Origin of the sequence: Citrobacter europaeus (genome assembly GCF_037482245.1) — a bacterium.
Taxonomy (GTDB): domain Bacteria; phylum Pseudomonadota; class Gammaproteobacteria; order Enterobacterales; family Enterobacteriaceae; genus Citrobacter; species Citrobacter europaeus.
In genome coordinates this window covers 1,722,977-1,748,176 of sequence record NZ_CP148084.1, presented here as the reverse complement: position 1 = coordinate 1,748,176, position 25,200 = coordinate 1,722,977, and the positions used below count along the sequence as shown (strand labels likewise).

Genomic DNA, 25,200 nt, shown 5'->3' with positions numbered 1-25,200 from the left:
GCAGTTTGATTCATTTAAATGGAATGATACAAATGACTATACCTCACGTTAAGGCTGTAGCTGCCGCAGTATGCGTCGCCAGTCTCCCATCACTCGGCCATGCCGCTGAACAAGACACCGTAGTCGTTACCGCTACCGGCTTCGAGCAGAAAATTCAGGATGCACCCGCGTCGATATCTGTTATTACCAAGCAGCAGATTGAGGACAAAGCCTATCGCGATGTTACCGATGCGCTAAAAGATGTCCCTGGCGTCGTCGTCACCGGCGGCGGGAGCAGCAGCGATATTAGTATTCGCGGTATGGCTTCGCAATACACGCTCTTCCTGGTCAACGGCAAACGCATTAGCACGCGCGGCACACGTCCTAACAGCGACAACTCAGGTATTGAGCAAGGTTGGCTGCCGCCGCTGGAATCCATCGAGCGTATCGAGGTAATCCGCGGCCCGATGTCATCCCTCTACGGCTCCGATGCGATGGGCGGCGTCATTAACGTCATCACCAAGAAAGTGTCGAATACCAAAGCCTGGACCGGCTCTCTGCACGGCGATGCCACCTTCCAGGAAGACAGAGATTCCGGCGATATTTACCAGACTAACGCCTATGCGTCTGGGCCACTGATTGACGGATTACTCGGCGCGAAGGTGACTGGCTTATTCTCCCACCGGGCCGAAGATAAAATCCTTAATGGCTACAATGAACAGCGTATGCGTAACGGGGGTATAACCCTGAACTTTACGCCAGATGATAAAAATGACATCGACTTCGATTACGCGCGTGAACTGCAGGATCGCGACAGTACGCCAGGCAAATCCATGGCCGAGGAAAACTGCCGTAACGGGAGCTGTAAGCCCAACAGTAAAAGCGAAAACAAGTATGTGCACACGACGTATTCCCTGACCCACAGCGGTTATTACGACGACTTCAACTCCACCAGCTATATCCAGCAGGAAGAGACCGACAACCCCGGTCGCCAGATGAAGTCTTATAACACGATTTTCAATAACCAGAACCAGGTCTTCCTTGGGGCGCACACCCTGACGTTGGGAGGACAATATCGTTATGAAAAACTGCGCGATAATGGCAACCAGCTACAAGCGGCTGATGGACTGAACAAACTGACTCGCTGGAGCTGGGCGCTATTTGCCGAAGATGAATGGGCCGTTACCGATACCTTCACGCTGACCGGCGGTCTGCGTATGGATAAAGATGAAAACTACGGCGACAACTGGACGCCACGCGGCTATGGCGTATGGCATCTGAGCGATCAATGGACCTTAAAAGGCGGCGTTTCTGCGGGCTATCGCGCCCCGGATCTGCGCCAGTCTTCTGCCAGTTGGGGACAGGTCACCGGCGGCGGTCGTCTGAACGGAATCATTGTCGGCAACCCGGACCTGAAACCGGAGAAAAGCCTCAGCGAAGAGATCGGTTTACTGTGGGATAACGGCAACGACCTCAATGCGGGCGTTACGCTGTTCAATACTGACTTCAAAAACAAAATCACCGAAGTTCGCCGTTGCAACAGCAGTTCCGATCCGGCCTGCACCATCGGCAATACCCATTATGACTTCGTCAGCGATCGCGTTAACGTCGATAAAGCCAATATGCGCGGCGTAGAATCCACCTTCGGCTGGAAAATCACCTCCGACGTCAACTGGACGGCGAACTATACCTATACGGAATCTGAGCAGAAAAGCGGTCAGTTCTCCGGCCAGCCGTTGAACAAAATGCCGAAGCATATGTTCAACACTACGCTGGACTGGCAGGCCACCCAGGATCTCGGTTTCTGGAGCCGTCTGAATCTGCGCGGGAAAACGTCTGAATACCTGAGCCGTACCTCCATGGCCCAGGGCACGCCGTCCTATACTCAGGTCGATGTTGGTTTACGTTACTATGCCACCAAGGATCTGTTGATGACCGCTGGCGTGTATAACGTGCTGGATAAACAAATCGATTACGATACCTACGACACCGTTCTTGATGGACGTCGTTACACGGTTGGCATGACTTACAGCTTCTAAGTCTGGCGCAATAAAAAAACCCCGGCACTCATCATGCCGGGGTTTTGTTTTTTCTGCCGTAGCTGGTTAAGAATTATTTCTTCACGCGACCCGGGAATTTCATTTCGCTATAGCGAACAAAATGGGTTCCTTTCGTCAGCTTATAGCCAAACCAGATAATCAGGAACAGCGGGATACCGATATAGGTTGCCATCACGCCGCCCCAGTCAATGCTGTCTTTCAGGAACGCTTCGTAGTTCTGGCCGAGAGTGATAATCAGACACAGCACAAAGGCGAAGATCGGACCCAACGGGAAGAAGCCAGAACGGTACGGCAAATCCTTCACATCGTGACCCTGCAGCACATAACCACGACGGAAGCGATAGTGGCTAATGGCGATCCCCAGCCAGGCGATAAAGCCCGTCATCCCGGAGGTATTCAGCAGCCACAGGTACACGGTCTGGTTGCCAAACATCGAGGTCAGGAAGCACAGCCCCGCCACCACGGTGGTCGCATACAGCGCGTTACGCGGAACACCGCCACGAGACAGTTTACCGAAAATACGCGGCGCTTTACCGTCGCATGCCAGGGTGTAAAGCATACGCGTGGAGGCGTACATCCCGGAGTTACCCGCAGACAACACCGCCGTCAGGATAACCGCGTTCATCACCGCCGCCGCAGACAGCAGACCCGCATGCTGGAATACCAGCGTGAATGGGCTAACGCTGATGTCTTTCACGTCGTTGCGCAGCAGGCTCGGATCGGTGTACGGAATGATCAGGCTAATAATCAAAATCGCGAACACATAGAACAGCAGGATTCGCCAGAACACCTGACGTACCGCACGTGGAATATTCTTTTCAGGATCTTCAGATTCGCCTGCCGCGATACCGATAAGCTCCGTACCCTGGAAGGAGAAGCCGACGATCATCGCCACGCCAATCATCGCGGCAAAGCCGCCGGCAAACGGTGCATCACCGGTCGTCCAGTTACTCCAGCCCACCGGCTGAGCGCCTTTGAAGATACCGAAAATCATCATCACGCCAACCACGATGAAGATAATGACGGTGGTAACTTTGATCAGTGAGAACCAGTATTCCGCTTCACCAAATCCGCGAACGGAAATGTAGTTCAGCAGGAAGATAACGCCGAGGAACAGTGCGCTCCAGATCCAGCCTGGCGTGTCCGGGAACCACCAGCTCATCACCAGCTGTGCGGCCACCAGGTCAACGGCAATCGTTACCGCCCAGTTGTACCAGTAGTTCCAGCCCAGCGCGAAGCCAAAGCCTTCTTCTACGTAGTTCTGACCGTAGGTGGAAAACGAGCCGGAAACCGGCATATAGGCAGCCAGTTCACCGAGGCTGGTCATCAGGAAGTACACCATCAGACCGATCAGTATATAAGAGAACAACGCGCCGCCAGGACCCGCCGCAGAAATAGTTGCACCAGATGCAACAAAAAGACCTGTACCGATGGAGCCTCCAATGGCAATCATCGTCAGGTGACGCGCCTTCAGTTCACGACGTAGCGTGGGCGCTTCTGTGGTTTTAGTTTCGGAAACCATGTGAAAATGCTATCCATCCAAAAAATGAGGCGCGATTGTAGCAGACGAAATGGCATTCTTCTGGCACAAATACGCAGTTATAAGAGACCTTCATGACTGGCCGCGGATTATAAGTAAAGCAGAAAATGGGCGACGCAAGGCGGATAAAACGTAACCGCCAGCATGCTTAGAGGGACCTTTCGACAATCAGCGCTTTAATCGCCCAGTTCTACCTGGTCGCTGTAATGTAAAAAACGCGTAATGGCATTAGAGATATGTTTTTGCCGGTGATGAACGCGCCAGAGAGTGCGGACTAAACGCGGCAGCGGCACAGGAACTTCGCTCAACGTACCCGCCTGTAACTGCTCCGCTATAACCCGGCGCGACAAACAGCTGATCCCGAGACCATGGCGCACCGCATGCTTAATGGCCTCCGAGTTACCCAACTCCATTGCCATCTGAAATCTCGGCAGATGGGACAGCAGCAGGTAATCCACCAGTTCGCGCGTACCCGATCCTCGCTCGCGCAGGATCCACGGCGAAGCCGCCAGCTGTTCCAGCGTAACGGACCCCTTTGTGAGCGGTGACGAGGGTGCGGCAAACACCACCAGCTCGTCTTCCAGCCACGGCTCAGAGATGATTTCCGTGCTGTGACACGGCCCTTCGATCAGCCCAATGTCTACCCGAAAATCCAGCACCGCATTGATTACGTCCTGGCTGTTGCCCACGCTAAGCTCCAGCGGCAAATCAGGGAAATCCTGGCGATAACGGGCGATCATGGCGGGCAAAATGTAGTTGCCAATAGTGCTACTGGCGTAGACCCGAATAGCACCATTATCTTCGCGAAAAAGCTGTTCGATTTCGATCGTTTGCTCAAGCAGCGCCAGCGCGCGTGGATAAAGCAAGCGCCCGTGCTCGTTGACCACCAGCCGTTTGCCGACACGGTCAAACAGCTGCACGCCAAGTTGCCCTTCGAGATCGGTTAGCGCCGCACTCACCGCCGACTGCGACAATGCCAACATGACAGACGCCTGGGTCGTTGAGCCGCTTTTTAGTACCTCAGCAAACACTTCAAGTTGTCGCAGGGTGATATGCATAGTCGTTTTCCACCGGATATCCGTTACTTATACCCTAAATAATTCGAGTTGCAGGAAGGCGGCAAGAGAGAGCATCCCCGGGAGCGTACTTAAGTACGTGACTGGGGTGAACGAGCGCAGCCAACGCACATGCAACTTGAAGTATGGCGGGTATACCACTTATATAGATTAATTATAAATATATAATCAATTTTATTTTTAAACCACTTCGCCGTACTCTTTTACCCAGATAAAGGAGAAGGATATGACAGAACTCACCTTGCAGACTCATCGTCGTACAGCGTGGCATTTTATTCCGGGGCTCGCCCTGAGTGCAGTTATCACTGGGGTCGCCTTATGGGGTGGATCCATTCCCGCCGTCGCAGGTGCCGGGTTCAGCGCCCTCACCTTAGCAATTTTGTTGGGGATGGTTCTCGGCAACACCGTCTATCCGCACATCTGGAAAAGCTGTGACGGCGGCGTGCTGTTTGCTAAACAACATTTATTACGTCTGGGGATTATCCTCTACGGTTTCCGCCTCACCTTCGCGCAAATTGCTGACGTCGGCGTCAGCGGTATCGTGATTGATGTGTTAACGCTAAGCAGTACCTTTATGATTGCCTGCTTCCTGGGGCAGAAAGTGTTTGGTCTGGACCGCCACACCAGCTGGCTGATTGGCGCGGGGAGCAGCATTTGTGGTGCCGCCGCCGTGCTGGCAACCGAACCGGTGGTGAAAGCGGAAGCCAGTAAGGTAACCGTCGCTGTCGCTACCGTGGTGATCTTCGGTACCATCGCTATCTTCCTGTATCCGGCGATGTATCCGCTGTTGGCGCACTGGTTTAGTCCAGAAACCTACGGCATTTACATTGGCTCCACCATGCATGAAGTGGCACAGGTAGTGGCTGCAGGGCACGCCATTAACCCGGATGCGGAAAACGCCGCGGTTATTGCCAAAATGCTGCGCGTCATGATGCTGGCACCGTTCCTCATCCTCCTGGCCGCTCGCGTAAAACAACTGTCTCCGGCCACAGGCGGTGAGAAGAGCAAAATCACCATTCCATGGTTTGCCATCCTGTTCATTGTGGTCGCGATTTTTAACTCGTTCCACCTGCTGCCGCAGTCGGTAGTGAACATGCTGGTAACGCTGGACACTATTTTGCTGGCAATGGCGATGGCTGCCCTGGGGTTGACCACTCACGTTAGCGCGCTGAAAAAAGCCGGTGCCAAACCGTTACTGATGGCCCTGCTGCTGTTTGTCTGGCTGATTGTGGGTGGTGCTGCGATTAACGTCGCTGTCCACGCCCTGATGGCATAAACGATCACGACTCACCTCCATTAACCCGCTATACTCTCCCTTTTTGTATTTGAGTATGGCGGGTTAAATTTATGAAATATATCGGAGCGCACGTAAGCGCCGCTGGCGGTCTGGCTAACGCCGCTATTCGAGCCGCAGAAATCGAAGCGACCGCATTCGCCCTGTTCACCAAAAATCAGCGCCAGTGGCGTGCCGCGCCGCTGACCACCGACATCATTGATGATTTCAAATCCGCTTGCGAGAAGTACCACTATACTTCCGCCCAGATCCTGCCTCACGATAGTTACCTGATTAACCTCGGTCACCCGGTCAGCGAAGCGCTGGAAAAATCCCGCGATGCGTTTCTCGATGAAATGCAGCGCTGTGAACTGCTTGGCTTATCCCTGCTGAACTTTCACCCGGGCAGCCATTTGATGCAGATCCCTGAAGATGAATGTCTGGCGCGCATTGCCGAATCCATCAACATCGCCCTCGCTCAGACTCAGGGGGTGACGGCGGTTATCGAAAATACCGCCGGACAGGGCAGTAATCTTGGCTTTAAGTTTGAGCACCTTGCCGCCATTATCGACGGCGTCGAAGATAAATCCCGTGTCGGCGTTTGTATTGATACCTGCCATGCCTTCGCCGCCGGATACGATTTGCGTTCCGCCGAGGAATGCGAAAAGACGTTTGCGGAATTTGAACGTATTGTCGGCTTTAAGTATCTGCGCGGTATGCACCTGAACGACGCCAAGAGCGCATTTGGCAGTCGCGTTGACCGTCACCACAGCTTAGGTGAAGGCAATATTGGCCACGATGCCTTCCGTTGGATCATGCAGGACAATCGTTTTGACGGCATTCCGCTGGTACTGGAAACCATTAATCCGGATATCTGGGCAGAAGAGATTGCCTGGCTGAAAGCCCAGCAAACAGAAAAAGCGGTGGCATAATCATGAACGACAGGGAAAAGCAGATCCTTAAGATCCTGCGTCGCAATCCGTTGATTCAGCAGAATGAAATCGCCGATATTCTGCAGATAAGCCGTTCACGCGTCGCTGCGCATATTATGGATTTAATGCGTAAAGGTATGATCAAAGGTAAAGGTTATATCCTTACCGAACAGGATTATTGCGTGGTTGTTGGGGCGATCAATATGGATATTCGTGGTGTGGCAGACATCCATTATCCTCAGGCTGCCTCTAACCCTGGCAGCATTCACTGCTCGGCAGGTGGCGTAGGGCGTAACATCGCCCACAACCTGGCGCTGCTGGGTCGTGATGTCCACTTAATTTCCGCTGTTGGCAGTGACTTCTATGGCGAAACATTGCTGGAACAAACGCGTCAGGCTGGTGTTAACGTTTCCAGTTGCATACGTCTGCATGGACATAACACCTCAACTTACCTGTCGATCGCTAATCAGCAGGAAGAGACCGTACTGGCAATCAATGATACCCATATCCTGCAACAATTGACGCCGCAGTTGTTGAACGGTTCGCGAGATTTGATTCGTCATTCCGGTGTTGTACTGGCAGATTGCAATCTCACCGCCGAAGCCATTGAGTGGGTCTTCACTATAGCTGATGATATTCCGGTATTCATTGACACCGTTTCAGAGTTCAAAGCGGCAAAAATGAAGACCTGGTTTACGCGCATTCATACGTTGAAACCCACGCAAAAAGAGCTGGCGATTCTGTGGGGGCAACCTATCTATTCAGATGCCGATCGCATACTGGCCGTCAATAGTCTCCATCAACAGGGGGTAAAACGGATCTTTGTCTGCCTGGAAGATGAATCCGTGTTTTGCAGCGAAAAGGACGGGGAACAATTTTTACTGACCCCTCCTGAGCATACGATTGTAGACAGTTTTGGCGCCGATGACGCATTTATGGCGGGATTACTGTACAGCTTTCTGGAAGGGAGCGAGTTTCGTGAAAGCGCTCACTTTGCCATGGCCTGCGCGGCGCTATCGCGAGCCAGCGTCAGTATCAACAACCCAACCCTCTCAGCAGATAACGCCTTGTATTTGCTACAAACAGCTTAAATGTCATGCCGGATGGCGCTACGCTTATCCGGCATGATTCTCGCTATGCTATACCGATAAAGAAACCGGCTATGGTGGCGCTCATCAGGTTTGACAACGTTGCTGCTGCCAGCGCCCGCATTCCAAGCTGCGCGATTTCCGGGGCTCGCTGGGGTGCTATCGCCGAAAACGCGCCGACAACAACGCCAATCGAACCAAAGTTAGCGAAACCGCACAGTGCAAACGAGATAATCGCAATGGTCTTCACATCCAGTGTCCCGCCGGTTTGCAGATACGGTGAGAAGTTGAGATACGCGACAAACTCGTTGATTGCCAGTTTCTGTCCGATCAGGCTACCTGCCAGCGTCGCATCGCTCCAGTCCACCCCCATAATCCACGCCAACGGGGCTAATACATAACCAAAGATCCCTTCCAGAGTGGCGTGTCCAAAACCAAACCAACCGCCAATCCCGCCGATAATGCCGTTAATCAGTGCGATAATGGCGACAAATGCCATCACTACCGTCGCCACGCCAGCGGCAATTTTCAGCCCGGTCATCGCCCCGCTCGCCGCTGCCTCGATGATGCTTTTCGGCGGAGTTTCAGTAAATGACAGATTCTCAAAGGTGACTTGGGATTCTTCAGTTGCCGGACTCAACATACGCGCGAACAAAATACCGCCCGGGATTGCCATCAACGATGCCGCCAGCAGGTAGTCAATCGGAACGCCCATTCCAGCGTAACCAATCATCATTGAGCCAGCAATCGAGGCCATCCCACTGCAGATAGCGGTAAACAGCTCATTGCGATTCAGCCGGTCAATAAACGGTTTCACGATTGCCGGGATCTCGTTTTGCCCGAGGAAAATCGTGGTAACTGCGACAAATGACTCGATTTTACTGATGTTCAAGGCTTTCTGGAAAATACCGCCGAGGATGCGGATCAACAGCCCCATCACGCCAATGTAGTAGAGCAGACTGATTAATGCAGTCACAAAAATGATGGCCGGGAGCACACGAAAGGCGAAGATAAACCCGGCCCCGTCAAACAACACATCCATTTTTGGCCCGACCAGGGAGCCAAAGATAAATGCGCTACCCGCATCACTATATGACATCACCTTGTGGACACCGAGAGCGGCCTGTTCAACCAGCCATTTTCCCGGTGGGAAATACAGCATGATGCCGCCAATTGCAATTTGCAGTACCAGTGCTGCTCCGACCGTACGCAGACTAATACGCTTTTTATTTACTGACAGCAGAAACGCGATGGCCAGTAATACCACCATACCCACTACACTTCTCATTATATCCATAATGAAATTCCCTTAATGCCAGGAAACCCGGCGTTATCGCCAGGTTTTGGTAGGTTTGATATTCGCGGGCGACCGCATGCTGCCCGGAAAATTCTGTCAGGCGAGACGTTGATACTCCTTCGCAATTTCACAGGCCAGTACCGCGTTGTTGAACACCAGTTGAATATTTGATTTCAGGCTGTCACCACCGGTCAGCTCCGCAACTCGCGCCAGCAGGAACGGCGTACTCTCTTTGCCCACAACCCCCTGCTCTTCCGCTTCTTTTACCGCCCGATCGATTGCCGCATTTATTTTCTCCTCTGCCATCGCAAACTGTTCTGGGATTGGGTTCGCAACAACCAAACCGCCGTCAAGACCCGTTTGCCATTTCACCGCCATCGCTCGGGCAATCTCTTTTGCGCTGTCCAGACGGATACTGACCTCAAACGGACTGGTACGGCAGAAAAATGCCGGCAACGCGTTGGTCTGATATCCAATTAATGGCACGCCAAAAGTTTCTAAATATTCGGTCGTTAAACCGAGATCAAGAATAGATTTCGCTCCTGCACAAATAACCGTGACATTGGTATGAGCCAGTTCTTGCAGATCGGCAGAAATATCAAAGGTATGTTCAGCACCACGATGAACACCACCAATGCCTCCCGTTGCAAATACTTTAATTCCAGCCAGTGCGGCAATAATCATGGTTGAGGCAACAGTCGTTGCACCATTTTTTCCTGCCGCGACCACAAACGGTAAATCACGACGGCTGACTTTAGTAACGCTATGACCTTCTCTTCCAAGCAATTCAATTTCATCTTTGCTTAAACCAACTTTCATTACCCCACCAATAATAGCAATGGTTGCAGGAACTGCTCCGTGCTTACGAATAGTTTCTTCTACTTCAATCGCTGTCTGGGCATTTTGCGGGAATGGCATACCATGAGAAATAATGGTTGATTCAAGTGCAACAATCGGTTTTTTACTGTTTAATGCTTCCTGTACTTCTGGAGATATTTGTAATAATTCAGAGGAAAGAGTTAATTCAGACATTCTGTGTTCTCCACTATTGAGCTAACATTCGCAACAGACAAATCAGGGTTATTGGTATATTCACAGGCTAACGCCATTGATGAACAACCCTGAGCAAATCGAACCGAATCAATAAAAGGCATACCGTCTAGCCAGCAGGAAGCCAGTCCAGCCATCATTGCATCGCCTGCCCCGGTAACATTAATGACGTGAGTTTTAATCGGCGGCGACCAACCACTATTCCCCGTAATATCGCTGTAATAAACGCCGTCCCCCCCCATGCTGAGCACCAGCCGATTTAAGCCGCGATCGTGAAACCACGCGGCGACGCTGCCAACGTCATCACGCCCGGAAAGCGCAATACCACTCAGCGTTTCGGCTTCAAGGCGGTTTGGTTTGAGGGTGTGGATTTGTCCCAGACGCTCGCGAATTTTGACGCACTTCCATGCCGACACAGGGTCAACAAACACCGGAACATCCCCGGCATTTTCCAGTACCCATGCCATGGCGTCTTCGCTGATATTGCAATCGGCGACGATCACTTTCGCCTGCCGAATAAAATCATAATGCTGCGATAAAAACGCTGCTGAAATATGTTCGGTAATGCTCATATCATTAATGGCCACCAACATTTCGCCGGTGTTATCAAGCAGTGATAAATAACTGGATGTATTCTCTCCGGAAACGATAAGGCACTTATCAACATGAACTCCGGATTGATTGGTTTGCGCCAATAACGATTGCCCGTAAAAATCATTACCAACCGCCGTTAGCAGCCAGGAATTTTTACCCAATAGCGCGAGATTATGTGCAATGTTACGCCCAACGCCTCCTGGGGTGAATTTTATCTTCCCTGGATTCGAATCCGCATAATTTAGAGAAGCATGCGAACACCCGGCAACATCCATATTGGCCGAGCCAATAGTTACTATGTATTCCTTTTCACGCATAGCACGTCCCCTGGCAATTAACTTGCCACAAATGAGTTCGTTAAAAATAACCAACGCCACACACCAGGTTATTAGAGCAAATGTTCACTATCGAACATATGTTCATATTAAGCGTGTTTTTGATAAAGTAAATCCATCTGCAAGACCTAAAACCAATAGATATGAACAGAATCACAATTTTTTATAGATACAGTTTGTCAGGAGGAGAGAAAATGAGAGGTAGTACACATATTAAGCAGGATGAAAAGTATCACTCCGGCATAACCGGAGATTTTTCAGGTGTGCCCGGTGAACAGGCGCATATCAGGTAAGCGAAACCAAATCTTCCGGCATATGGTTGTACAAAATCCGCCAGAAGTGCTCTGCGGTTTTATTTAACCGGGTATCCATCCGGTAAATGTAAGCCTGAATAGGCACCATCAACTCCGGCGTCTGCAGACAAACCAGCCGCTTATCACGCAGTTCGTTCACGATAGTCCATGCCGGCAGCCAGGCGATACCATGCCCATCCAATGCCATATTTTTCAATAACTCACTCATTGAGGACATAAACAGCGTACGAGCTGAGATACCGCCCACTTCCGCCAGATGACGGTTTACCAATCTTCCCATGTATGATGTGCTGGTATAATTCAGAATCGGCGCCTGCGGCTGATAGATATCAAACAACGCCTGACCCTGCGCATCAGCAGCACATACGGGATACAGTTCAGACTCAAAAACCTTCAAGCCGCAGAAAGGTGACTGCATTAAGTCCTCATCCCGAAAGGAGAAAATAAAATCACTTTTTCCCTCGCGCAGAGTATTCACCGCCTGAACCACATCAATAGCTTCGACGTGCCAGACAAACTCCTCCCCCCAGGCCGCCATTGAGTGCACTAATCTGGGCAACATCGTCAGTGACAAAGAATGTGCTGCCGCTATTTTGATATTGGGTACCCCAAGCAGATTGTGGCCGCTTAGCTCATCCAGATTGCACTCCAGCTGTTGCAGCAAGCTACGGGTTTGCGAATGGAATAGCTTGCCCTCCTCCGTGAGTTGCAGTGGGCTCGTCGTGCGATCAAAAAGCAGTACACCCACGGCAGATTCCAGCGCTTTGATCCTCCGGCTAAATGCCGGTTGAGATATGTTGCGCTCCTCAGCCGCCTGGGAAAAATGACGACACGCTTCCAGCGTCAGAAAGTCATATAACCATTTTGTCTCAATGTTTTTCATGCCTGTCACACAGATATTTAAATATGCCAATGAGTCTTCAGCATCATGCCTGAATATTTGCGCGGATGACATTCATCAACAGCACCTGGTGATTCGTTTTTTGCATCATACCTTCGTTTTTAACATTAACATGTTTCTCTCCCAATCGGCCACAATCGCTTCTCCACCGCAATACGTCAGGCCTATGGCTCAAAACCAGCCTGCAGAGGTGGCAAAACAAATCGCAGCTATGCGGTTTTTGCATTAAACCATACATTATTGCATTTCTCCTCACGTCTCACTGCTGTTAAACATTATCTACAGACACACCCCTGCTCTGAATATTAATGATCGGTGAAATTGAGGTATATATTGTGAAAGGTTTAATTGGCGTATTAGGTGGTATGGGGCCTGCTGCAACGGTCGATCTATTTAATAAATTCGTTACTTTTACTGCAGCACAGCGCGACCAGGAACATATCCCGTTAATTATTTCCTCTATCCCGGACATACCTGACCGAACCGATGCGTTAATGCATCATGGTCATTCCCCACTTCCGGCCATGCGCGATTATATGCATAAACTCGAAGATGCTGGCGCCGAGTGTATTGTGATCCCCTGTAATACCGCCCACTTTTGGTTTAATGAATTAAAAGAGTGCTGCCATACAGAACTGCTCAGTATCGTTGAAACGACCATCAACGAGGTTAAAAACTGTGGAAAAACGCGTATCGGACTGCTCGCCACCAACGCCACATTGTACATGGGCCTCTATCAAAAAGGCATTGAATCTCTTGGGCTAACCTGCATCAGTCCTGACTCTGCCAGTCAGGAAAAAGTGATGGAAAGCATCTATTGCTTAAAGGCCGGTGATGCTAAGCGGGCGCAAGTATTGATGAATGAACAAGCTCAAGCACTCTTCTCACGCGGTGCACAAGTCATCGTACTGGGATGTACTGAAGTTCCCGTCATACTTGCTGAAGCAATCAAAACGTCACCTGAAAAATATATTGACTCAACCGGTTCGTTAGTTCGTGCCGGTATTAAATGGTACGAGAAACGCGTTGGCAAAAATCATCTTTTGGCACAATGAAAGCCAACACATGGTTAATTATTGCATTAAATAAACATCCATTTTAATAACGAATTATTCTCTGGCGGAGGCCATTATGATTTGGCTGGAAATTATCGTAGTGTTGGGCGCAATATTTTTTGGCATCCGCCTCGGCGGAATTGGTATCGGTTTATGTGGCGGACTGGGACTGGCTATATTAACGTTGGGATTTGGGCTGCAAATTGGTTCTCCCCCCGTTGACGTTATTCTCATTATTATGACAGTGGTAGTGGCGGCATCAGCGCTACAGGCCGCCGGAGGTATGGATTATCTGGTTCGCGTTGCCGGTAATTTCATGCGTCGTAATCCTAAGTATATCAACATTATTGCGCCGATCATCACCTGGTCGATGACCATTATGGCGGGAACAGGATTTATCGTCTTTTCGACTCTGCCGGTAATTGCCGAAGTTGCCAAAGAGTCAGGTATCCGCCCTTCCCGTACGCTCGCAGGATCCGTAGTCGCCTCTCAGGTGGCGATATCCGGTTCACCGATCAGTGCCGCAATGGCGGCGATGCTGACCATTATGGAAGGCAACGGCGTCAGCTTTATTCAGGTCATGGCGGTATGTCTGCCAGCCTCGTTTGTCGCCGCGATGGTCGCCGCTTTTATCGCCTCACGTCAGGGATGCGAACTACAGGATGATGAAGTCTATCTGGAGCGCTTGCAAAAAGGTTTGGTGCGTAAATATGAAGGGCAGAACAGCACCACGCCGGGAGCCAGATTATCAGTCGCCCTGTTTATGCTGGCAACGGTCGTCATCGTTATTCTTGCCGCATGTCCTCAACTACGCCCCGGATTCGATGCAGGTAACCCAATGAATACCCGGGATATTATCATTATCTGCATGCTGGCTGCCGCGTGCCTGATGGTGGTGCTGTGCAAAACATCAACCGACGCGATTGTCCTGACATCCACGTTCCGTGCGGGTATGAGTTCGCTGGCGGTCATTCTGGGGATTGTTACGCTGGGCACAACTTTCATTGATGCCCACTTAACGGGAATTAAGGATATCGCGGGCGATATTCTACGGGCTTATCCAATGCTGCTGGCGCTGGTGCTGTTTGGTACCTGCGCGCTTCTCTATTCGCAGGGAGCTACCACGCCGCTGATTATCCCTCTCGCCGTCGCGCTCGGCGTACCCACATGGGCGATTCTGGCTTCCTACGTAGCAGTAACTGGCGTGTTTGTTCTACCAACTTACCCCACTTCGCTGGCGGCCATGGAGTTCGACACCACCGGGACAACGCGCGTGGGTAAGTATGTCTTAAACCATCCGTTTATGTTGCCAGGGCTTGGTGGGATCATCGCGGGCGTTGCCTTTGGTTTTATCATCGCGCCAATGATTGCCTGACCCGTTTGATCCAGGGGTGCGAATAAATTTCGCCCCCTGAATGATTACATATCTGGCCAGCTCACCACATCAAAACCGTCTTACCTTTATCTATTTGCTTCACATCGCTGCTCTTAATCACGCGGTGATAGCCATAGGCGTCAGCGTATTTTGTCAGTCCTGTCCCGGAGTCTTGCTCAGGCTTTCCTTGCGTCTCTATCGTTGAACCTGACGTTGTTGTCATCACCCAGGTGGTTGAGCACCCCGTAAGCAGCAGTGTCGCGAGTGACAGAGAGGCAACAATGAGCGTTTTTTTCATATTCGATTTCCGTGATCAGTTTGATTTAAGGGCACTTTATCGAATTTGCTTAAGGCTGGATGGATTATTGTGGCGATGCTGCAACGGTATGGGTAAATGCATAAAAAAGGGGCAGAGAAGTCTCTGCCCCGGCTATCAACGTTTAATCAGGCTGCCTTTGCCATAACCTCTGCTTCCGGGCGTTTCAGCACCGCGTAGGAGAGACCGGCGACCAGCGTACCGGCAATAATAGCCAGCAGGTATCCTACCACCGGCGTGATTGCACCAGGGATTAACAGCACAAACAGACCGCCATGTGGCGCCATCAGCTTAGCCCCTACCGCCATCGAGATGGCACCGGTAATCGCGCCGCCAACGATACAGCAAGGCAGAACGCGCATTGGGTCACGGGCAGCGAACGGGATTGCCCCTTCGGTGATAAAGCACAGGCCCAGCACCAGCGCAGCTTTACCGCCTTCCTGCTGAGCTTTGTCGAATTTACGACGCGCAACCAGCGTTGCCAGACCCAGCGCCAGCGGAGGCACCATACCTGCCGCCATAATGGCCGCCATCGGCGCATAGGTTTGCGTACTCAGCAGGCCCACACCGAAAGCATACGCCGCTTTGTTAACCGGACCACCCATGTCGGTACACATCATGCCGCCAAGAATCGCCCCAAGCAGTACCGCATTCGCTGTACCCATGGTTTGCAGCCAGTGGGTCAGACCTTCCAGAATGCCGGCTACCGGTTTACCGATCAGGTAGATCATAGCCAGACCCACCACCAGGCTTGAGAGCAGCGGAATGATCAGGATCGGTTTCAGCGCTTCCATACTCTGTGGGAGTTTCAGCTTCGTGCTGATGAGCTTCGCCACATAACCGGCAAGGAAACCGGCAATAATCCCGCCAATAAAGCCAGAACCGGTGCTCACCGCCAACATACCACCGATAAGACCTGGCGTCAGACCCGGACGGTCAGCGATAGAAAACGCGATATAACCCGCCAGAACTGGCACCATCAGCGCAAAAGCTGAACCGCCGCCAATCTGCATCAGCGCCGCTGCCAGCGTCCCCTGCTCTTTGAACGCTTCAATACCAAAAGCGAATGAGAGTGCAATACACAGACCGCCAGCAACCACCATCGGCAGCATGTAGGACACGCCTGTCAGCAGGTGACGATACGCACCCGCGCTCTCTTTCTTACCTTCAGTTGCTGAAGCCTGTGCTTTACCGGTTGGCTGGTACGGCGTTGCTTCTTCCAGCGCTTTGTCCAGTTCCTGCTTGGTTTTCTTCAGCGCAAGACCAGTAGAAGTACGGTACATGGGTTTTCCGGCAAACTTCGCCAGATCAACTTCAATGTCAGCCGCTACAATCACCAGATCCGCCTGAGCCACCTCTTCCGGCGTAATGGCATTGCCTGCGCCAACAGAACCTCGGGTTTCAACCTTCACCCACCAGCCACGTTTTTTCGCTTCTGTTTCAATAGCTTCAGCGGCCATAAACGTATGGGCAACGCCGGTCGGACAAGCCGTCACCGCCACCACGCGTTTTGGACCACTGCTGGCCACAGGCGCTGTCGCAACCGGGGCGCTGTAAGGTTTTGCATGGCCTTTCGCTTCACTGAGGAAGAGTTCCGGATGCGCTACCGCACGACCAATGTCGCCCAGCCAGACCTTTTTGCCGTTCAGCGAACTGTCGGCAGGAAGCGTGTCGCCCAGAACAATTGCCAGTTCGGCGTCATTAGGATTATCAATAATTTCCAGATGTGCTTTCTGCGCCGCCGCTCCAAGCAGGGTTTTCGCCATGTAAGCGCGAGCCTGGCCGAGATTAGCGTCAATAATCAGCAGCGTTTTCATTATGCCTCTCCTGCTGTCAGTTAAACGGTTTTAAGTCGACACGCGCCATCATTGCGGCCAACTGAGGACGATCGGTAATGCCCACATTGCTTTGGCTTACCGCCAGGGCGGCAACAGCCGTCGCCAGACGCAGGGTATGTTCGCTGGACTCACGCATCAGCAGGCCGTAAATCAGACCGCCAACCATTGAATCACCTGCGCCTACGGTGCTTACCACCTCAACTGACGGCGGTTTAGCAATCCACTCACCCGAAGCGTTAACCCACAGCGCACCTTCCGCACCGAGCGAAATCACCACGTGAGCAATACCCTGCTCGCGCAGCGCATGCGCCGCTTCGATCACATCTTTCATTTCCGGCAGCTTGCGGCCTGCCCAGATTTCCAGCTCACGACGGTTTGGTTTCACCAGCCACGGTGCCGCTTTCAGACCCGCCACCAGCGCTTCACGACTACTATCAAAGATAATGCAAGGACACTGACTGCGCAGGCGCGTCATCCAGTCGGTGAATGCTTCCGGGCTAACGCCGGTCGGCAAACTGCCGCTGACACACACCATGTCGAACTGACCCAGCCAGCTCAGTGAGTCATTCACAAAGCGTTCCCAGTCAGCCGGGGTAACTTCAAAACCGGAGAAATTAAAATCGGACACTTCGCCGTCTTTTTCGGTCAGCTTGACGTTGATACGGGTACGCCCTTGTACAACCTGAAAACGGTTGGCAATGCCCAGCTCGCTGAACAACTGCTGAAAACCATCCTGGTTGTCTTTCCCCAGGAAACCGCCCACAGTGACATCAATGCCTAAATCTTTCAGAACTTTAGCGACGTTAATCCCTTTCCCTGCCGCATGCAGACCGGTAGTTTTTACCAGGTTCACTTCACCGCGTTCAATTTCCGGGCAGAAACCCACCAGGTCGTAGGCCGGGTTAAGGGTGATAGTAGCAACACGTCTGCTCATTACGCGCCCTCCCCAAGACCTGCCGCAATAGCTTCGCCAATCGCTTTCAGCGCCTGTTCAGCATCTTCGCCCTGGGCAGTAAAGCGCAGGTGATGTCCTTTCTTCACGCCCAATGCCACAACTTTCATCAGACTGCGTCCATTCGCCGGTTTGCCGGTTCCATCAAGATTTGTCACGGTAATTTCACTGTTAAATTGTTTAATCGTATTCACCAGCATGGTGCCCGGACGGGCGTGTAATCCATGCTCGTTGCGCACAATAAATTCGGCGCTCAGTACATCATCAGTTAAGGCGTCATCGCTGGTCAGCAGCGCCAACACCGTGGCCGCATCGGCTTTCAACAAACGGTCAGCTTTGTTATTCAGCAGCAGATCGCCAAGGCGCTTCAGCACCGCAACCGGTTGATCGTCATTCATAGCGACGGTCACCAGCAGGGCTGCAGCTTCACCTTGTACATCGAATGCTGTTGCTGCGCGGCTAACCGCAACGGCGCTGCGTACATTGCCTTCAGCACAGTCATTCAGCCAGATACCCTGACCGAGATTCATCGGCAGTTCATTGATTGCTCTGGCCACAAAGGTGGCGTCAACCGCACCAACTTCTTTCAGTCGCGCCGCGTTGAGCGCCTGCAGCGTTACCAGCGAATTAGCCACGACATCCAGCGACAGCGTTTCGTTATCAAGCTTCAGCTGTTCGCTTTGCTTTTCGCCCATCAGCAACGCGCGCAACTCTTCCGCCGTGGTCGCAGATTTCAGCTGTTCAGCGACGGAGTCATCGCTCAGCACGTGCGTCAGCTGACGCAGTAAACCAAGGTGCTCATCGGAACTGGCGGCAATGCCGATCGCCACATAAGCAACCTGACCTTCGCCCCAGGTCACGCCTTGCGGAAACTGGAACACCTGCACGCCGGTTTTCAGCACCCGATCGCGCGTGTCCGTCGTACCGTGAGGAATAGCAATACCGTTGCCGAGGAACGTGGACGTCTGTTGTTCACGCGCCAGCATGCCATCGACGTAGCCTTCCGCCACGTTACCCGCCTGTACTAAGGCAGCGGCAACCTGGCGAATAGCCTCTTCTTTATTCCCGGCCTGTTCGCCCGGGTGAATATCCTGAACAGATAACTGGAACATGGTTCTCCTCTCCCGCTGATTTGAAACGATTCAGCTAACATGAGAAAAAAGGCGTCACCTGACTCCATCAGTTATGGCGAGATGACGCTGAAACGTTTCAAGAAGTCTTGCTCTTTTTTCTTCAGCACACAAGTAAAGTTGACAAATTACTTGCTGAATTTAGAGATAACGCACATTTTCTCTGCGTCGGAGAAAAAAATGCTGACGAAAAATCGGCGTCAGCATGTCAGATTCAGCAGCGTCAGCAAACGGCATTCTCTGACTGAAATGCTATTTTGATTTTTGATGCCGATTTTGATTTGGCTCCCTGTTTATTTTCTGACAAGCAGCGTAAACTCCGCGTCTCTTCACATCATTGATATCAAAACATGCATAACACCCCCGTAGCCGCCACACCCAAGGCGTTTGATTTAACGTCTTCGGCGTTCCTGCTTGTCGCATTTCTGACGGGTATCGCCGGTGCGTTGCAGACGCCAACGCTTAGCCTTTTTCTGACGGATGAAGTCCATGCCCGTCCCGGCATGGTCGGTTTCTTTTTTACCGGCAGCGCCGTGATCGGCATTTTGGTGAGTCAGTTTCTGGCCGGACGCTCGGATAAAAAAGGCGATCGCAAAAACCTGATTGTGTTTTGCTGCGTGCTGGGGATGCTGGCCTGCGTGCTGTTCGCCTGGAACCGTAACTATTTTATTCTGCTGTTTATCGGGGTATTCCTCAGCAGCTTTGGATCGACTGCCAACCCGCAAATGTTTGCTCTCGCCCGCGAACACGCCGACCGTACGGGTCGGGAAGCCGTCATGTTCAGCTCAATATTACGTGCGCAGGTTTCGCTGGCCTGGGTGATTGGCCCACCGCTGGCCTACGCGCTGGCCATGGGTTTCAGCTTTACGGTCATGTATCTCAGTGCGGCAGTGGCGTTTATTGTTTGCGGCATAATGGTCTGGCTGTTCTTACCCTCAATGAGTAAAAACGTGCCTCTCGCGACGGGCGCGGTAGAGGCCCCGCGCCGCAATCGACGCGACACGCTTTTGCTATTTGTTATTTGCACATTAATGTGGGGCACGAACAGTCTCTATATCATCAATATGCCGTTGTTTATCATCAACGAACTGCATCTGCCGGAAAAGCTGGCGGGTATCATGATGGGAACCGCCGCAGGGCTGGAAATCCCAACCATGTTGATTGCCGGCTACTTCGCTAAGCGTCTGGGCAAACGCCTGTTGATGAGGATTGCCGTCGTCGCCGGATTCTTCTTTTATGCCGGCATGCTGTTAGCCCACTCTCCGGCGATATTGCTCGGCTTACAGCTGCTGAACGCGATTTACATCGGCATCCTCGGCGGGATTGGCATGCTCTATTTTCAGGATCTGATGCCGGGACAGGCAGGTTCAGCCACGACTCTCTACACGAATACCATTCGCGTAGGCTGGATTATTGCCGGATCGCTGGCGGGGATTGCCGCTGAAATCTGGAACTATCACGCGGTGTTCTGGTTTGCGCTGGTGATGATCGTCGCCACCGTCGTGTGCCTGGCGCGCATCAAGGACGTTTAAGGCGCAGTCAGCGCTTCAAGCTCAATAAGATAAACCATGGCCTGGTGCGTCGTCTGTCCGCACATTTCCGCACTGGGCTGTAAACCGGCGCACACTTTTGGCCGCAGCGGTGATGCAAAAATTTTACAGCGCAGGGATTCATCCAACTGAACGCATGGCGTATTAGCGGGTTTGCCATCAGGCATACCGGGGATGGGACTGGAGATTGAAGGCGCGGTGCAGCATGCACCACAATCCGGACGGCATTCCATACAGTACTCTCTTTATCGTAAACCATCGGATTGTGTGGGAAGCGCACAGTACCACCTTTTTTGCACCAGCAAAAGCATGAATTCCGCTTGCCTGAATGCCCCGGCGCGAGTAGTTTTACGCGATATTTTAGACACTCCTCACTACAGGATTTTTTCGATGCCAAGAGCGAACGAAATTAAAAAAGGTATGGTACTGAACTACAACGGCAAGCTGCTGATTGTAAAAGATATCGATATTCAATCACCGTCCGCACGTGGTGCAGCCACGCTGTACAAAATGCGCTTTTCTGATGTCCGTACCGGTCTGAAAGTTGAAGAGCGCTTCAAAGGCGACGATATCGTCGATACCGTCACCCTGAGCCGTCGTGGCGTTGATTTTTCCTACGTCGATGGCAACGAATATGTCTTTATGGATAAAGAAGACTATACCCCGTATACCTTCACCAAAGACCAGATTGAAGAAGAGCTGCTGTTCATCCCGGAAGGCGGGATGCCGGACATGCAGGTCCTGACCTGGGATGGCCAGCTACTGGCGCTTGAACTGCCGCAGACCGTAGACCTGGAAATCGTTGAAACCTCACCGGGTATTAAAGGTGCTTCAGCGAGTGCGCGCAACAAGCCAGCAACCCTGAGCACCGGTCTGGTGATCCAGGTTCCTGAGTATCTGAGCGCGGGTGAAAAAATCCGTATTCATATCGAAGAACGTCGCTATATGGGCCGTGCAGATTAATCTCCTGTCGTTACAGGTGAACCAAAGATAATGACATGTTGTCTCTGGCAAAATGTTCCGTTCACTTTAGTGATATCACTTATCTGAAACAATACTGCCTGTGAACGTGTTAGGGTACTATCGCCGTACCCTTAACAATCCCGGCTCCCGGCGGGAAAATTGCCACTTCGTGGTCCCCTCCGCTTATTTCTTCAGGCTACCGGGCCGGGCGCGAGGTAGCATCCCTGCAAAGCGCGCCCTGAACCCGCATCCCAGCTGGTTCTCCCGGCCTTACGAAAACACGTCGGCAATTTTCAGCCGGACCAACCCACACCTGACCATCTGCGTTTTTTGTTTAAACAGCAAAACAGTGTTAACTGGAAGTCAGAGCGTTGAAGCGATGAGCATGAGATGAACGGAACTCTTTCTCCGAGATAGCCTGTTCTTTACCTCCGCCAGCACAGGTTGTCCCTTTGTCATATTCAGCGCTGGCTGCTGAGATAAAAATCATCCATCAGCAGTGATTCCAGATACTGTTCATCCTCGCGCATAAAACGCACGACCAGGTTAACCGCCTGAGGATAAAACCCCTCTTCATCACGCGCCAGGCAGCTATCGCGCAGCAACGACGCCCAGCACATAATATGATGATGCAAAAAGTAATATTGCGTGGAGAGCTTCTCCTCTTTAGCAACCATCCTCGCCATCAATGCCAGCTGTACAGCAATATGATCGGAGGATTCATTTTCCCGCGCCGCCAGCCCCTGCTCAACCAACAGCACATTCATTTGCCGACGTTCTGCCGCAGCTGTCGTATGTGGATAGTGCCCTGCATAGGGAGAAACACTGGCAGGCGGAGACAGCATAAACAACGAGGCAAAATCTGCCGCCAGCTCCAACTGCCGGGAGTCACGCCGCAGAACCCGCTCCAGGCTACGCACAAAATGTTTAACCTCGACAGACAATCCGGGAATTGCCGCCAGTGAGGCAATCCACGCCCGGTTATCGCCATTTTCCAGGCTGGCGAGCTGTTTTTCGTCCAGCTCACGAAATAGCAACTGTGAAAACCACTGATAGATCGCCGTCCGTTGCTGATGAATTTGATTATGCTGCACTTGTCCCCTCCTCTTTCACTGTCTGCGGACCACCGAATGCCGTTACCTGCGGGGCTTTCTGCTGATAACGCTCGACCTCCACCAGCACGGTATGCGCTGAAGGGCCCTGCGCCAGCTGTGAAGTACCGATATCCGCGCTCAGCACATTCGGATCGCCATAGGTGCATAACGTCCCGGCTTTTCCTCCTTCCTGCGGGGAGTACCACGCCCCTTCATGAATGCGTACCACGCCGGGTGGAAAATCCGGACTGACAACCACGCCTGCCAGCACCTGGCCACGCGCGTTAAAGACGCGGGCAATATCACCGGCTTTCAAGCCACGCGCGGTGGCATCCTGTTCGCTGATATAAAGCGGCTCTCTCCCGGCAACCGCATAGGTATTGCGAAACGCCTCGCTTGAGCACAACTGGGAATGCAGACGTTTATCCGGATGGCAGGATTGCAGATGCAGCGGGAATTTATCTGTTTTGTCGCCATGGCTACGCTCAAATGGCTCCATCCACACCGGATGCCCCGGACAGTCCTCGTAGGCGAAGCCCGCGATGGTTTTACTGTAGATTTCAATCAGACCTGACGGCGTTCCCAGCGGATTAAGGTCTGGCTGGTCGCGAAACTCACCGTGACGCACCCACGGCTGCCCTGGCGGATATTCAATATATCCTTCCCCCTGCCAGAACGTTGTAAAGTCCGGTAAGGAGACGCTGAGTGATGCGCCCATCTTCACACCTTCGTCATAAAGCGCCTGTATCCACTGCATTTCATCCCGGTTCTCACGGTACACAGCCTCCTTGTCAAAGCGCTTACACAGCCCGGCAAATACGTCGAAATCATGCCGCGCTTCATATTGCGGTTTGACTATTTGATGCAGCGCCATCAGCCCTTTATTCGAATGCGTACCGAACTGCTCAATATCGTTACGTTCAAAGCGAGTGGTAACGGGCAGGACGATATCGGCAAAACGGCACGACGCGGTCCATTGATGATCCAACACCACCACGGTTTCCAGCTTCTTCCACGCGTCGATCATGCGGTTTCTGTCCTGCTGCGCATGGAACGGATTGGCTGCGCTGTAGATCGCCATTTTGATGTCAGGCCAGGTTAACGTTGCGCCGTTGAAGGCAATTTTTTTGCCCGGCTCAAGCAGACAGTCCACGATGCGCGAGGTGGGGATATGCTCAGACGCGCCGCGAAAATCCGCTTTATATTTCGCCGGTGGAGGATTAGCAATACTCCCCAACCCAGAAAGTACGGGACCGGCGGATGTCACCGTCCCCCCGCCGTTATAGTGCCAGCCAAACCCTACGCCGCCGCCTGGCAAGCCAATTTGTCCAACCATGCTGGCCAGCACCACCAGCATCCACGGATACTGCTCACCATGGTGCATGCGCTGTACGCACCAGCCGCCCATAAACTGTGTCCGGCCTTTGACCAGCAGGCGGGCAAAGTCACGGATCTGCCCGGCCGTCAGACCGCAGATTTCCGCCGCCCATTCAGCGTTTTTGGGTTGTTTATCGCTCTCACCCAGCAGGTACGGCAAAAACTGTTCAAAGCCGACGGTGTAATCGGTAATAAACGCCGTGTCGTGCAGTTTTTCTTCGTACAGGGTATGCGCCAGCGCCAGCATTAACGCGACATCCGTTTGCGGTCGCAACGCCAGTTGTTCACAGCCAAGATAGTTTTGCGATTTGCTGCGTACCGGATCAACGCTGATAACGCGCATCTTCCCCTGCGCTACCGCCTCTTTAATTTGCTGCCAGTAGCCAAACGCATCGTGATCGGGAACCAAAAACTCGATCTGCAGATTCTTGATCGGATCGCATCCCCACAGCACAATGGTATTACTGTTCTCGATAACCAGCGGCAGTGACGTTTGTTGCTCATAAACTTCCAGCGAACCGATGACATGCGGCAAAATGACCTGCGCCGCTGCCGCAGAGTAGTCACCAACGGTCGTCACATAGCTGCCATGCAAGCCCAGTGCCCGGTCCATCGCCCCGCCCGCTTTATGGTATTTGCCCACCATTTGCCAGTCGGCGAGCCCGGTAAATACGCCTGATGAGCCATAGGTTTTTTGCACCCGCTCCAGCTCTTCGTAAAACAGATCCAGCGCCCGATCCCAGCTTACCCGCACAAAACGGTTATCTCCGCGCTGGTTGCGATCCGATTTCTCACGCTTACGCAGCCAGTCCAGACGTACCATCGGGTAGCGTACCCGCGAAGGGTTGTAGACCACTTCCCGCACCGCGTTCAGCATATCGCAGGGATATTTGTCATGTTTGAATGGGCGGGTCTCTGTCCACTCGCCGTTGACCACTTTGGCTTCAAAAGCGCCATAATGCGAGCCGGACTGGATCCACTGTTCGGGGTTTTCTCCCGCCGCCCACACTTTTGATATCAACGGATTGGGCGCCAGGGCGCTGGCAGCGCCCACTGCCAGCATACCGCTCAGAAAACGGCGGCGAGACGGATTAAAGTCATGAATATCCAT

General features: G+C 52.3%; 21 protein-coding genes. 8 read left to right on the top strand and 13 right to left on the bottom strand.

Features of this window, described 5'->3' with window-relative positions; all coding sequences use genetic code 11:
* Positions 1 to 32: 32 nt before the first annotated feature.
* Entirely contained in the window at positions 33 to 2,018 is a 1,986-nt protein-coding gene (locus WHR59_RS07965; protein WP_100194601.1) for a ligand-gated channel protein, read from the top strand.
* Positions 2,019 to 2,091: 73 nt separating this feature from the next.
* On the opposite strand, the gene lysP is transcribed toward WHR59_RS07965, so the two are convergent.
* Both lysP and yieE read right to left on the bottom strand, forming a co-directional pair.
* Complete coding sequence (gene lysP / locus WHR59_RS07960) at positions 2,092 to 3,561, bottom strand: lysine-specific permease (protein ID WP_003027419.1); 1,470 nt, start codon at positions 3,559 to 3,561, stop codon at positions 2,092 to 2,094.
* Between the two features lie 194 nt (positions 3,562 to 3,755).
* Positions 3,756 to 4,637, bottom strand: a complete 882-nt coding sequence (gene yieE / locus WHR59_RS07955) for a DNA-binding transcriptional regulator YeiE (RefSeq protein WP_043016966.1) — start codon at positions 4,635 to 4,637, stop codon at positions 3,756 to 3,758.
* A 244-nt stretch (positions 4,638 to 4,881) separates the two neighbouring features.
* On the opposite strand from yieE, the gene WHR59_RS07950 reads away from it, so the two are divergent.
* From WHR59_RS07950 to WHR59_RS07940, 3 genes are all read left to right on the top strand, one after another.
* A complete protein-coding gene (locus tag WHR59_RS07950; RefSeq protein ID WP_043016967.1) occupies positions 4,882 to 5,931 on the top strand; it encodes a YeiH family protein in 1,050 nt (349 codons plus the stop codon).
* A gap of 71 nt (positions 5,932 to 6,002) precedes the next feature.
* A complete protein-coding gene (nfo, locus tag WHR59_RS07945; RefSeq protein WP_043016968.1) occupies positions 6,003 to 6,860 on the top strand; it encodes a deoxyribonuclease IV in 858 nt (285 codons plus the stop codon).
* 2 nt (positions 6,861 to 6,862) lie between these two features.
* A complete protein-coding gene (locus WHR59_RS07940) occupies positions 6,863 to 7,951 on the top strand; it encodes a sugar kinase (protein WP_047409940.1) in 1,089 nt (362 codons plus the stop codon).
* 43 nt (positions 7,952 to 7,994) lie between these two features.
* Here WHR59_RS07940 and WHR59_RS07935 read toward each other — a convergent pair whose 3' ends face one another.
* From WHR59_RS07935 to hypT, 4 genes are all read right to left on the bottom strand, one after another.
* A complete protein-coding gene (locus WHR59_RS07935) occupies positions 7,995 to 9,245 on the bottom strand; it encodes a NupC/NupG family nucleoside CNT transporter (protein ID WP_043016970.1) in 1,251 nt (416 codons plus the stop codon).
* 96 nt (positions 9,246 to 9,341) lie between these two features.
* Positions 9,342 to 10,277, bottom strand: coding sequence for a pseudouridine-5'-phosphate glycosidase (locus WHR59_RS07930; RefSeq protein WP_043016971.1), 936 nt, complete (start codon positions 10,275 to 10,277; stop codon positions 9,342 to 9,344).
* On the bottom strand, positions 10,265 to 11,206 hold the full coding sequence (locus WHR59_RS07925) for a pseudouridine kinase (protein ID WP_047409937.1): 942 nt from the start codon (positions 11,204 to 11,206) through the stop codon (positions 10,265 to 10,267). The genes WHR59_RS07930 and WHR59_RS07925 overlap by 13 nt, the downstream gene beginning before the upstream one ends.
* Before the next feature lie 303 nt (positions 11,207 to 11,509).
* The gene (hypT, locus tag WHR59_RS07920) at positions 11,510 to 12,421 is read right to left on the bottom strand and encodes a hypochlorite stress DNA-binding transcriptional regulator HypT (protein ID WP_100194950.1); all 912 of its coding nucleotides are present in this window, start codon (positions 12,419 to 12,421) and stop codon (positions 11,510 to 11,512) included.
* Positions 12,422 to 12,774: 353 nt separating this feature from the next.
* On the opposite strand from hypT, the gene WHR59_RS07915 reads away from it, so the two are divergent.
* Positions 12,775 to 13,494: an aspartate/glutamate racemase family protein gene (locus WHR59_RS07915; protein ID WP_043017952.1), complete on the top strand. Its 720-nt coding sequence runs from the start codon at positions 12,775 to 12,777 to the stop codon at positions 13,492 to 13,494.
* A 76-nt stretch (positions 13,495 to 13,570) separates the two neighbouring features.
* Positions 13,571 to 14,869, top strand: a complete 1,299-nt coding sequence (locus WHR59_RS07910) for an anaerobic C4-dicarboxylate transporter (RefSeq protein WP_043016973.1) — start codon at positions 13,571 to 13,573, stop codon at positions 14,867 to 14,869.
* A 61-nt stretch (positions 14,870 to 14,930) separates the two neighbouring features.
* On the opposite strand, the gene WHR59_RS07905 is transcribed toward WHR59_RS07910, so the two are convergent.
* The 4 genes from WHR59_RS07905 to fruB all read right to left on the bottom strand — a co-directional run bounded on the left by WHR59_RS07905 (position 14,931) and on the right by fruB (position 19,087).
* Positions 14,931 to 15,167, bottom strand: a complete 237-nt coding sequence (locus tag WHR59_RS07905) for a YgdI/YgdR family lipoprotein (RefSeq protein WP_043016974.1) — start codon at positions 15,165 to 15,167, stop codon at positions 14,931 to 14,933.
* A gap of 146 nt (positions 15,168 to 15,313) precedes the next feature.
* Complete coding sequence (gene fruA / locus WHR59_RS07900) at positions 15,314 to 17,002, bottom strand: PTS fructose transporter subunit IIBC (RefSeq protein WP_043016975.1); 1,689 nt, start codon at positions 17,000 to 17,002, stop codon at positions 15,314 to 15,316.
* Positions 17,003 to 17,018: 16 nt separating this feature from the next.
* A complete protein-coding gene (gene fruK / locus WHR59_RS07895; RefSeq protein ID WP_003834544.1) occupies positions 17,019 to 17,957 on the bottom strand; it encodes a 1-phosphofructokinase in 939 nt (312 codons plus the stop codon).
* The gene (gene fruB, locus WHR59_RS07890; protein ID WP_043016976.1) at positions 17,957 to 19,087 is read right to left on the bottom strand and encodes a fused PTS fructose transporter subunit IIA/HPr protein; all 1,131 of its coding nucleotides are present in this window, start codon (positions 19,085 to 19,087) and stop codon (positions 17,957 to 17,959) included. The genes fruK and fruB overlap by 1 nt, the downstream gene beginning before the upstream one ends.
* A gap of 368 nt (positions 19,088 to 19,455) precedes the next feature.
* On the opposite strand from fruB, the gene setB reads away from it, so the two are divergent.
* A complete protein-coding gene (gene setB / locus WHR59_RS07885; RefSeq protein WP_043016978.1) occupies positions 19,456 to 20,637 on the top strand; it encodes a sugar efflux transporter SetB in 1,182 nt (393 codons plus the stop codon).
* Here the strand turns inward: setB and WHR59_RS07880 are convergent.
* Positions 20,634 to 20,888 (bottom strand): YkgJ family cysteine cluster protein, encoded by a 255-nt coding sequence (locus tag WHR59_RS07880; RefSeq protein ID WP_016153739.1) that lies wholly within the window; start codon positions 20,886 to 20,888, stop codon positions 20,634 to 20,636. The genes setB and WHR59_RS07880 overlap by 4 nt on opposite strands.
* 157 nt (positions 20,889 to 21,045) lie before the next feature.
* On the opposite strand from WHR59_RS07880, the gene yeiP reads away from it, so the two are divergent.
* Positions 21,046 to 21,618 carry an elongation factor P-like protein YeiP gene (gene yeiP / locus WHR59_RS07875; RefSeq protein WP_005129255.1) on the top strand — a complete coding sequence of 191 codons (573 nt, stop codon included), beginning with the start codon at positions 21,046 to 21,048 and terminating at the stop codon, positions 21,616 to 21,618.
* A gap of 461 nt (positions 21,619 to 22,079) precedes the next feature.
* Here the strand turns inward: yeiP and torD are convergent, their stop codons facing one another.
* Together torD and torA are read right to left on the bottom strand one after the other, a co-directional pair.
* Positions 22,080 to 22,712 (bottom strand): molecular chaperone TorD, encoded by a 633-nt coding sequence (torD, locus tag WHR59_RS07870; RefSeq protein ID WP_080624913.1) that lies wholly within the window; start codon positions 22,710 to 22,712, stop codon positions 22,080 to 22,082.
* Positions 22,702 to 25,200, bottom strand: a complete 2,499-nt coding sequence (torA, locus tag WHR59_RS07865) for a trimethylamine-N-oxide reductase TorA (protein WP_075145904.1) — start codon at positions 25,198 to 25,200, stop codon at positions 22,702 to 22,704. The genes torD and torA overlap by 11 nt, the downstream gene beginning before the upstream one ends.